The sequence below is a fragment of the Escherichia sp. MOD1-EC6475 genome, from assembly GCF_003046645.1.
Lineage (GTDB): Bacteria > Pseudomonadota > Gammaproteobacteria > Enterobacterales > Enterobacteriaceae > Escherichia > Escherichia ruysiae.
This window is the reverse complement of the sequence record NZ_PZKQ01000011.1, coordinates 350,132-358,812: the sequence shown is the minus strand read 5'-3', so window position 1 is coordinate 358,812 and position 8,681 is coordinate 350,132. Positions and strand designations below refer to the sequence as shown.

Sequence of the window (8,681 nt, the reverse complement as noted above, 5' to 3'; positions counted from 1 at the left end):
GATTACATGTAACAAATGTATTTAAAAGATTTCAAAATATTTCTAATCTATTTAATATAATTCAAAATTATGAATTGTAAATACAAGCATTCATAGGATTTATTGGTTTATATCAAATAGTTATTGGTTTTTTATAAGAATGGATTGAGTCAATGATTGTTTCGCTAAAACTCGAGTGTGATCTTGCGCACATTATAAAATGGCATAAAAAAAAGCCGGCTTCATGCCGGCTCAAAAATATAAACAAGACGATAAAAGGCTAATAACGGAGTTATCATGACACAGAAAACAAAAAAGGTATAATTGTATTCCTCGCTAATATATTCAATTAGTGAATTAATAAAACCACGATCAAAGTTAAATAAAAATTTTTATGACTGTTTTTCCAGTAATTATTGCCATTGAACAAAAATCATCTATTTGTTCAAAAAATGAGTGAGTCTTGACTGGCTCATCTAATGTGGAAAAATGTGACCTTTATCACATAACAACACGAAGTCTGAATTTTCCGGTTTAACTTAATATGGAGCATGGTTCGACAACAATGGAAGAAAGACTCTCTTGCAGCCCTGGCGGCAAACTGGCTTTATGGGCTTTCTATACATGGTGTGGCTATTTTGTCTGGGCGATGGCGCGTTACATCTGGGTAATGAGTCGGATCCCCGATGCCCCCGTGTCAGGATTTGAAAGTGATTTAGGTTCAACTGCGGGAAAGTGGTTAGGTGCGTTAGTGGGATTTTTATTTATGGCCATGGTCGGGGCATTGTTAGGTGGTATTGCCTGGTACACCCGACCACGGCCTGCGCGAAGCAGACGCTATGAGTAAAAACTGCTAAGGTTGCGACCCTTTGGCAGCGGAGCGCGTATGAACTTACAACACTGGCAGGCACAATTTGAATGTTGGTTGAAAAATCATCACACACACCAGGACGCGGCTCATGACCTGTGTCATTTTCGTCGCGTCTGGGCGACAGCGCAGAAACTGGCGGCAGATGAAGACGTCGATATGCTGGTCATTTTAACCGCCTGTTATTTTCATGATGTCGTGAGTCTGGCGAAAAATCATCCGCAACGGCAGCGTTCCTCATTACTGGCAGCAGAAGAGACGCGTCGCATTTTAAGTGCGGAATTTGCTGATTTTCCGCCAGAGAAAATAGACGCCATTTGCCATGCCATCGCGGCACACAGTTTCAGCGCGCAAATTACGCCTTTAACGGTGGAAGCCAAAATCGTGCAGGATGCAGACCGGCTGGAAGCATTAGGTGCGATAGGTCTGGCGCGCGTGTTTGCAGTTTCAGGCTCATTGGGGGTGGCGCTGTTTGACGGTGAAGATCCGTTCGCGCAACGTCGCCCGCTCGATGATAAACGCTACGCGCTGGATCATTTCCAGACGAAGTTGCTGAAACTACCGCAAACTATGCAAACGGCAAAAGGTAAATTGCTGGCACAACATAACGCCCGTTTTCTGGTGGAGTTTATGGCTAAGCTCAGTGCCGAACTGGCGGGCGAGAATGAAGGTGTGGATCATGCGGTGATTAATGCGTTTTCGCCGGCTGACTGACCGCGTAGCCCTAAACAGAAGTAATTATGTTAACCTGTCGACCATCTCAGATGGCCGGTTAAATCTATGCAGGAAAATATATCAGTAACCGATTCATACAGCACCGGGAATGCCGCACAGGCAATGCTGGAGAAACTGCTGCAAATTTATGATGTAAAAACGCTGGTAGCGCAACTTAATGGCGTGGGTGAAAACCACTGGAGCCCGGCGATTTTAAAACGTGCGCTGGCTAACGACTCGGTGTGGCATCGTTTGAGTGAAAAAGAGTTCGCCCATTTGCAAACGTTGTTACCCAAACCGCCAGCACATCATCCGCATTATGCGTTTCGCTTTATCGATCTCTTTGCCGGTATTGGTGGCATCCGTCGCGGTTTTGAATCGATAGGCGGTCAGTGCGTGTTTACCAGCGAGTGGAATAAACATGCGGTGCGCACCTACAAAGCTAACCATTATTGCGACCCGGCGACGCATCACTTTAATGAAGATATCCGCGACATCACTCTGAGCCATAAAGAGGGCGTCAGCGATAAAGCAGCGGCAGAACATATTCGTCAGCACATTCCTGAACATGATGTTTTATTGGCCGGTTTTCCTTGCCAGCCGTTTTCACTGGCTGGCGTATCGAAAAAGAACTCACTTGGTCGTGCGCACGGTTTTGCTTGCGATACCCAGGGTACGCTGTTCTTTGATGTAGTGCGTATCATCAATGCCCGTCGTCCGGCGATATTTGTGCTTGAAAACGTCAAAAACCTGAAAAGCCACGACCAGGGAAAAACATTCCGTATCATCATGCAGACGCTGGATGAACTGGGCTATGACGTAGCCGATGCCGAAGATAATGGCCCGGACGATCCGAAAATCATCGACGGCAAACATTTTCTGCCGCAGCACCGTGAACGCATCGTGCTGGTGGGCTTTCGTCGCGATCTGAATTTGAAAGCAGATTTCACCTTGCGGGATATCAGTGACTGCTATCCGGCACAACGTATTACGCTGGCGCAGTTACTGGCCCCGGTTGTTGAAGCGAAATATATCCTGACGCCGGTACTGTGGAAGTACCTCTATCGTTATGCGAAAAAGCATCAGGCGCGCGGAAACGGCTTCGGTTACGGAATGGTTTATCCGAACAACCCACAGAGTGTTACGCGTACGCTTTCTGCCCGTTATTACAAAGATGGTGCGGAAATTTTAATCGATCGCGGCTGGGATATGGCGACAGGTGAGAAAGACTTTGACGATCCGCAGAATCAGCAACATCGTCCACGTCGGTTAACGCCTCGAGAATGCGCACGTTTGATGGGCTTTGAAGCACCCCATGAAGCAAAATTTCGCATTCCGGTTTCTGACACTCAGGCCTATCGCCAGTTCGGCAACTCGGTGGTAGTTCCGGTATTTGCTGCAGTGGCAAAATTGCTTGAGCCAAAAATCAAACAGGCGGTGGCGTTGCGTCAGCAAGAGGCACAACATGACCGACGTTCACGATAAGGCCACGCGTAGCAAAAATATGCGCGCGATTGCCACGCGCGATACGGCAATCGAGAAACGTCTCGCCAGCTTATTAACCGAGCAGGGGCTGGCGTTTCGTGTTCAGGATGCCAGTCTGCCAGGACGCCCGGATTTTGTCCTCGATGAGTATCGCTGTGTGATATTTACGCATGGCTGTTTCTGGCATCATCATCACTGCTATCTGTTTAAAGTGCCTGCTACACGCACTGAGTTCTGGCTGGAGAAGATTGGCAAGAATGTAACGCGTGACAAGCGGGACATTAGCCGCTTACAGGAATCGGGTTGGCGTGTATTGATTATCTGGGAGTGTGCGTTACGCGGACGGGAGAAGTTGACGGATGCGGCGCTTGCCGAGCGTCTGGAAGAGTGGATCTGCGGCGAGGGCGCCAGCGCGCAGATCGACACTCTGGGGATTCATCTACTCGCGTGATGCGTCCTGAATGACTGGCGCGACAACGGGTTTTGCAGGGAAGAGATATTTTCCCAACGTGACCAGCACCACAGCGAAGACAATTACGCCCAGCGCCAGCCATTCAATCTTCGACAACGTTTCGCCACCCAGCCCTGTACCCAGCAATACCGCTACAACCGGATTAACGTATGCGTAGCTGGTAGCCAGAGCCGGGCTGACATTGCGGATTAAATACATATAAGCATTGATGGCGATGATCGAGCCGAACAGCGCCAGATATCCGACCGCAAGGAAGCCCGAAAGAGAAGGGAGCGCCGTCAGTTTTTCACCTGCTATCATCGACGCGATCATTAACACCACACCCGCAGCCAGCATCTCAATGGCGCCCGCCATCATCCCTACTGGTAGGGTAATGCGCGAGCCATAAACCGAACCAAACGCCCAACTCACAGAACCGATCAAAATCAGAATCGCGCCCCACGGATTGCCGCTTAAATTACCGCCGCTATTGAGCATGATGATTCCGGCAAGCCCAATGGCGATACCCACCCATTCCAGCTTGCGCGTTTTAATGCCAAACAGGCGGCTGAAACAGAGAGTAAAGAGAGGTACTGTTGCCACCACTACGGCGGCAATGCCGGAGGGAACATTTTGATGCTCAGCCACCGTTACCATACCGTTACCGACAGCAAGCAGTAATAAACCAATCAACGCGGCATTAAGCAGAGGACGCAGTGGCGGCAGCTTGTGCCCACGCAGCAGTAAAAAGGCCATTAATAAAATACCGGCAGCCAGAAACCGCACGCCCGCCATCATTAACGGTGGCCAGCTTTCAACCCCAATCCGAATGACAAAATAGGTTGAGCCCCAAATGATATACAACGCAAACAGCGCGCCAAAAAGCGGTAACAACTGGCGGAAACGCATAATCCCTCACGATGGAAATAAAAAGCCGGTTCATAGTAAACGTGAAAATCATTTCGCTGGCGAGAGATATAATTGCGTTTGATTGTTAAAAAAATGTTGACCTGTGAAGCAAGTATCAGCCGGGCTGATTTTGCTTCATACTTAGCGCGTCAACGATAAAAATGAGAGGGAATGCTTTTGGCCGGGAGTAGTTTACTGACATTGCTCGATGATATCGCCACTTTGCTGGACGATATCTCCGTGATGGGCAAGCTGGCGGCGAAGAAAACCGCCGGTGTATTAGGGGATGACTTGTCGCTCAATGCGCAGCAAGTTTCAGGTGTGCGTGCCAATCGGGAGTTGCCCGTGGTCTGGGGCGTGGCGAAGGGATCGCTTATCAACAAAGTGATTCTGGTGCCGCTGGCGCTGATCATCAGTGCTTTTATCCCGTGGGCGATTACGCCACTGTTGATGATTGGCGGCGCATTTCTCTGCTTTGAAGGGGTAGAGAAGGTGCTGCATATGCTGGAGGCGCGTAAGCACAAAGATGATCCGGCGCAGAGTCAGCAGCGTCTGGAGGCGCTGGCGGCGCAAGATCCGCTGAAGTTTGAAAAGGACAAAATAAAAGGGGCGATTCGTACCGATTTTATTTTGTCTGCGGAAATCGTCGCCATCACGCTGGGGATTGTGGCGGAAGCGCCGCTGCTTAATCAGGTGCTGGTACTTTCAGGGATCGCACTGGTGGTTACCGTGGGGGTTTATGGTCTGGTGGGTATCATCGTTAAGATTGATGATCTGGGCTACTGGCTGGCGGAAAAATCCAGTACGGTTATGCAAGCATTGGGTAAGGGGCTATTGATTATCGCCCCCTGGCTGATGAAAGCGTTATCGATCGTCGGCACACTGGCGATGTTCCTGGTTGGCGGCGGCATTGTGATACATGGTATCGCGCCGCTGCATCATGCGATTGAACATTTCGCCGGGCAGCAGAGTGCACTGGTCGCAATGATATTACCGACTGTTTTAAATCTGATTCTTGGTTTTATCATCGGTGGTATCGTCGTGTTGGGAGTGAAAACGATAGCAAAATTGCGCAGTCAGGCACATTAATATTCACATTGGCTATTATGCAAAATTCGCCATTCTCGACTAAGGTGAACAAGTTTCACTCGAAAAAAGGAGGCGAGTATGAGCTTTGTGGTTAGTGAGGAAGTGACGGTCAAAGAGGGCGGTCCGAAGATGATTGTTACTGGGTATTCCAGCGGCATGGTTGAGTGTCGCTGGTATGACGGTTACGGTGTCAAACGGGAAGCCTTTCATGAAACTGAGCTTGTTCCGGGGGAGATGCGTCGTTCGCCGGAAGAAGCCTGAAAGCGTATAATTAACACCAGTCCGGATAAGGCTTTCATGCCGCATCCGGCTGTTGTGCGGCGTCTGCATTGAATGCCTGATGCGTCTTATCATGGCAACATTATAAAATTATTGCTGTTTGGCGGTACGTTATCGCCAGGTTATGCCAGAATCATAAGAAAGCAGGTTGGGAGTCGTCAGGGTGCAGCACGAGACAGAAATGGAAAACCAGAGCTGGCTGAAAAAACTCGCGCGCCGCCTGGGGCCTGGTCATGTCGTTAATCTCTGCTTTATTGTGGTGTTGATCTTCTCAACGTTACTCACCTGGCGTGAAGTGGTGGTTCTGGAAGATGCCTATATTTCAAGCCAGCGTAACCATCTGGAAAATGTTGCCAACGCGCTTGATAAACAACTGCAATATAACGTTGATAAATTATTGTTTTTACGTAACGGGATGCGTGAAGCCCTCGTTGCGCCGCTCGATTTCACTTCTCTGCGCAATGCCGTTACCGAGTTTGAACAACGTCGTGATGAACATGCCTGGCAGATAGAACTCAACAGACGGCGCACCTTGCCAGTAAACGGCGTTTCGGATGCATTAGTCAGTGAGGGGAGTCTGCTTTCCCGCGAAAATGAATCCCTGGATAATGAAATTACCGCCGCGCTGGAAGTCGGTTACTTACTACGCCTGGCGCACAACTCCTCATCAATGGTTGAACAGGCGATGTATGTCTCGCGCGCCGGATTTTACGTTTCAACGCAGCCGACGCTATTTATTCGCAATGTGCCTGGGCGTTACTACGAATTTGTCACCCAACCCTGGTTTATCGGTCATTCACAACGAGAAAACCGTCAACGCGCGGTGCGTTGGTTTACCTCTCAGCATGAGCATAACAATGCTACAGAGCCACAGGTCACTGTAAGCGTGCCGGTCGATAATAATAATTACTGGTATGGCGTATTGGGGATGAGTATTCCCGTGCGTTCAATGCAGCAATTTTTACAGAATGCTATCGATAAAAATCTCGATGGCGAATATCAACTCTATGACAGCAAACTGAAATTATTGACCTCGTCCAACCCGGACCATCCTGGTGAAGATCTCTTTGACCCTCGTGAACTGGCATCACTTGCGCAGGACATTGAACACGATACGCGCGGTGGTATTCGGATGAACAGCCGCTATGTTAGCTGGGAACGGCTGGATCATTTCGATGGCGTATTAGTGCGTATCCATACGCTTAGTGAAGGCGTACGTGGAGATTTCGGCAGCATAAGCATTGCATTAACCCTGTTGTGGGCGCTTTTCACCACTATGCTACTTATCTCCTGGTATGTGATTCGCCAGATGGTAAGTAATATGTTTGTCCTGCAAAGTTCGCTGCAATGGCAGGCGTGGCACGACACCTTAACCCGCATGTATAACCGTGGAGCACTGTTCGAAAAAGCGCGCCCGCTTGCTAAATTGTGCCAGACACATAAGCATCCTTTTTCTGTTATTCAGGTCGACCTTGACCATTTTAAAGCGATTAATGACCGCTTTGGTCACCAGGCGGGCGATCGTGTGTTGTCACATGCCGCCGGATTAATTAGCCGTTCATTGCGAGCCCAGGATGTTGCCGGACGAGTTGGCGGCGAGGAGTTTTGTGTGATTCTGCCGGGCGCTAACCTGGAGCAGGCAAAAGAAGTTGCCGAACGCATTCGTCTGAAGCTGAATGAAAAAGAGATGTTGATTGCCAAGAGCAAAACCATCCGCATTAGTGCTTCGTTGGGGGTGAGCAGCAGCGAGGAAACCGGCGATTATGATTTTGAACAATTGCAGTCGCTTGCCGACCGTCGGCTTTATCTCGCTAAACAGGCAGGGCGTAATCGGGTCTTTGCGAGCGATAACGCTTAACGAGCGGTGAAAAAGTGATCCAGTCCTTCGCGCCAGCCTTCCGGTCCTTCTCGCTGCGTTCGCCAGACCCGGGCAGGGTTCTCATTTTGCAGATGAACACCTTCCCGGTTTAGCCCTTTCACAATGACTGCGTAATCCATCACCTCCAGTAAGGGGGCATCATTTGGACCATCGCCTAAGCCGAGCGTCGTCGGACGTTTTCCACCTGATTGTTGATATATCGCGATGATCCAGTTAGCCGCCTGATCTTTTCCGGCAGAGGCATCCAGCACATGCCAGAAGCGCGCACCTTGTACAAACTGTAATCCTAGCTTGTTCAGACGAGCGGTAAATTGCGCCATCCGCTCGTCACTGTCGCGCCAGATGAGCGTGACTGAGGCTTCATGCAACTGCGTCAGCGCCGCCTGGCTGCGGCTTAATCCCGTCCATTCCGCAATGGTTGTATCATCGACATCATCAAAGGTGGTGAATTTGAAATGTTCTTTCTCGCGCAGCGTATTCAACACCAGACTGATTTCACTATGGGCAATGCCCGAGATGATCCGGGGAAAACCGTCGATATCTTGCCATTGATGATCCAGTTGGATCACCGCGCCGTTTTCGGCAATCAGCGGCAAACCTTGTAGCCCTACGTTTTTTTGCAGGTACAGCATTTCCGCCGACGTTTTACTGCTACAGAGAATCACAGGCACGCCTGCTTCCCGTAAACGGTTTAACCAGGGAGCGGCAGGCTGCCAGTCATAACTGTGACTATCTAACAGGGTGCCATCGAGATCGGTGAAAATCAGCAGTGGTTGTTGAATTGAAAGCATGGTAGCGCACACTCCCTTTACCAGGATGTTTCTCAAAATAGCACGATTTGTCTTTAATCATTTTTCGGGAGCGATCCCGCTCGTAGCAGAGCCCGTAAGGGGTGACGAAAGTCACAGTTCCATTCATTAATGACATTAATCATTCATGCAGAGAATATTTCCTTGTCAGCGAAAAAAATTGCAGATAAGGTGATGAACACATCAGATTTCCTGGTGTAACGAATTTTTTAAGTGCTT

At 49.3% G+C, this 8,681-nt stretch carries 9 protein-coding genes; 7 read left to right on the top strand and 2 right to left on the bottom strand.

From position 1 onward, the window contains the following. Window positions 1-544 precede the first annotated feature (544 nt). From drpB to A7589_RS04225, 4 genes are all read left to right on the top strand, one after another. Window positions 545-826 (top strand): cell division protein DrpB, encoded by a 282-nt coding sequence (gene drpB, locus A7589_RS04240; protein WP_286174477.1) that lies wholly within the window; start codon window positions 545-547, stop codon window positions 824-826. A gap of 39 nt (window positions 827-865) precedes the next feature. Continuing rightward, window positions 866-1,561, top strand: coding sequence for a phosphohydrolase (locus A7589_RS04235; RefSeq protein ID WP_001053188.1), 696 nt, complete (start codon window positions 866-868; stop codon window positions 1,559-1,561). Window positions 1,562-1,627: 66 nt separating this feature from the next. Further along, window positions 1,628-3,046 (top strand): DNA-cytosine methyltransferase, encoded by a 1,419-nt coding sequence (gene dcm / locus A7589_RS04230; RefSeq protein ID WP_108188734.1) that lies wholly within the window; start codon window positions 1,628-1,630, stop codon window positions 3,044-3,046. Then, window positions 3,027-3,497: a very short patch repair endonuclease gene (locus A7589_RS04225; RefSeq protein WP_000132886.1), complete on the top strand. Its 471-nt coding sequence runs from the start codon at window positions 3,027-3,029 to the stop codon at window positions 3,495-3,497. Before dcm ends, A7589_RS04225 begins: the two co-directional genes overlap by 20 nt. Here A7589_RS04225 and yedA read toward each other — a convergent pair. Further along, window positions 3,486-4,406, bottom strand: a complete 921-nt coding sequence (gene yedA / locus A7589_RS04220; RefSeq protein ID WP_001212253.1) for a drug/metabolite exporter YedA — start codon at window positions 4,404-4,406, stop codon at window positions 3,486-3,488. The two genes, A7589_RS04225 and yedA, sit on opposite strands and share 12 nt — an antisense overlap. Window positions 4,407-4,577: 171 nt before the next feature. Between yedA and A7589_RS04215 the strand changes: the two genes are divergently transcribed. The 3 genes from A7589_RS04215 to dgcQ all read left to right on the top strand — a co-directional run bounded on the left by A7589_RS04215 (window position 4,578) and on the right by dgcQ (window position 7,632). Further along, the gene (locus A7589_RS04215; RefSeq protein ID WP_000922670.1) at window positions 4,578-5,495 is read left to right on the top strand and encodes a DUF808 domain-containing protein; all 918 of its coding nucleotides are present in this window, start codon (window positions 4,578-4,580) and stop codon (window positions 5,493-5,495) included. A 78-nt stretch (window positions 5,496-5,573) separates the two neighbouring features. Then, the gene (locus A7589_RS04210) at window positions 5,574-5,756 is read left to right on the top strand and encodes a YodC family protein (RefSeq protein WP_000011631.1); all 183 of its coding nucleotides are present in this window, start codon (window positions 5,574-5,576) and stop codon (window positions 5,754-5,756) included. A gap of 181 nt (window positions 5,757-5,937) precedes the next feature. Beyond that, entirely contained in the window at window positions 5,938-7,632 is a 1,695-nt protein-coding gene (dgcQ, locus tag A7589_RS04200) for a cellulose biosynthesis regulator diguanylate cyclase DgcQ (RefSeq protein ID WP_010356097.1), read from the top strand. Here dgcQ and A7589_RS04195 read toward each other — a convergent pair. After that, window positions 7,629-8,444, bottom strand: a complete 816-nt coding sequence (locus A7589_RS04195) for a mannosyl-3-phosphoglycerate phosphatase-related protein (protein WP_000949100.1) — start codon at window positions 8,442-8,444, stop codon at window positions 7,629-7,631. The genes dgcQ and A7589_RS04195 overlap by 4 nt on opposite strands. Window positions 8,445-8,681: the final 237 nt, after the last annotated feature.